A 1090-nucleotide genomic window follows, 5' to 3' on the forward strand; every position below is an offset into this window, starting at 1 on the left:
AATGTTAGCATAGATCTTAAAATCTGATTCTCGTACCAGATTACAGAAAGAAATATCTTCACCTCTCCACAGACCTTTATCGAGATCAAATGTGGTATCCCAAAAGTTATAAAGATAGCTATCCTTTTTATTTTTCATCTTTAAACGAGGGTAGTTTTTCATTAAAGCTTCAAAGACACGTCTATGAATTAACATCAATCCTGCGGGGCCTTGTTTAATTTCAACAAGATCTCCGGGAAGAGTAGAAATTTTTTTATCGTCCTCAAAACTGACCGTATATCTAATGGAAGAAGGATCTTCAGGAATTTTAACTCGATAAGGAGTTAATACGACATCTTTCTTGGTTATTAACATTTTAATAACGGCTTCTGGTTTAAATTCAACATCAGAATCAATGAAGAGCAGATAATCATAACCGCTTTGTAGAAATAAACATGTTAAACCATTTCTAGCGTTACTAATATAAGGGGATTTGAGCGTGTCCATTTTCCATTCCAGGCCTGCTTTAGTAAATTCTTTTGCCAGTTTAACAATAGAGAGCATAGTATTAATTTTAACTGAATCATAACAAGGCATACCGATATAAATTGTAGGGGGTTGGGTTTTATTCATTGCCATAATCTCTTTCTTCTATCATTTCAATATAATGCTTTGCTTTTTTTAAATCTTCCTTTCCTCCTTTATACTTATGCCGACAAATATATTTGATAGCATTTCCTTCTGCAAAGGGCAAATTGTTCTTATTGGCAAACTCAGATGGTTGAATCTTCATTTTGAGATAATGAGATCCACCAATTTGTTTTTTATATACACTCATAACCGGTATCCTTTTCTTTCTATTTTTGCTTTCAATAAGTATAAATTTTGTTTGGCACGAGTAATTGCCACATACCATACTCGGTGCTCTTCGTCTTGTTTTTCAGGATTATTTTCTACGGACTTTCTTATTTTATTTGTATTATCTAAAATAACGATAACGTTAATTTCTTCATCTCCTTTTATAGTGTGTATAGTTGATAATTTAATTCTTGCATCCTGACTTAATTTTTCTCCGTTACCTAGCATTGCTCTAATATATAATTTTTCATTG

Annotated in this window: 3 protein-coding genes; all 3 read right to left on the bottom strand. The window is 32.1% G+C overall.

Going from position 1 to position 1090, the window contains the following annotated elements; all coding sequences use genetic code 11:
• The coding region (locus tag AC30RD_RS09815) for a hypothetical protein (protein WP_489494380.1) at positions 1-612 on the bottom strand (612 nt) is incomplete at its 3' end.
• Positions 605-817 (bottom strand): DUF3310 domain-containing protein, encoded by a 213-nt coding sequence (locus AC30RD_RS09820; RefSeq protein WP_489494382.1) that lies wholly within the window; start codon positions 815-817, stop codon positions 605-607. The genes AC30RD_RS09815 and AC30RD_RS09820, both read right to left, overlap by 8 nt.
• Positions 814-1090, bottom strand: a 277-nt coding sequence (locus AC30RD_RS09825; protein ID WP_489494383.1) for a 3'-5' exonuclease, incomplete at its 5' end; no start/stop codon positions are given. The genes AC30RD_RS09820 and AC30RD_RS09825, both read right to left, overlap by 4 nt.

The sequence above is a fragment of the Nitrosophilus sp. genome, assembly GCF_982775275.1.

Bases quoted from the DNA above. Each gene is read 5' to 3' on its own strand.
- AC30RD_RS09820 (WP_489494382.1), bottom strand. From the start codon at position 817: ATGAGTGTATATAAAAAACAAATTGGTGGATCTCATTATCTCAAAATG.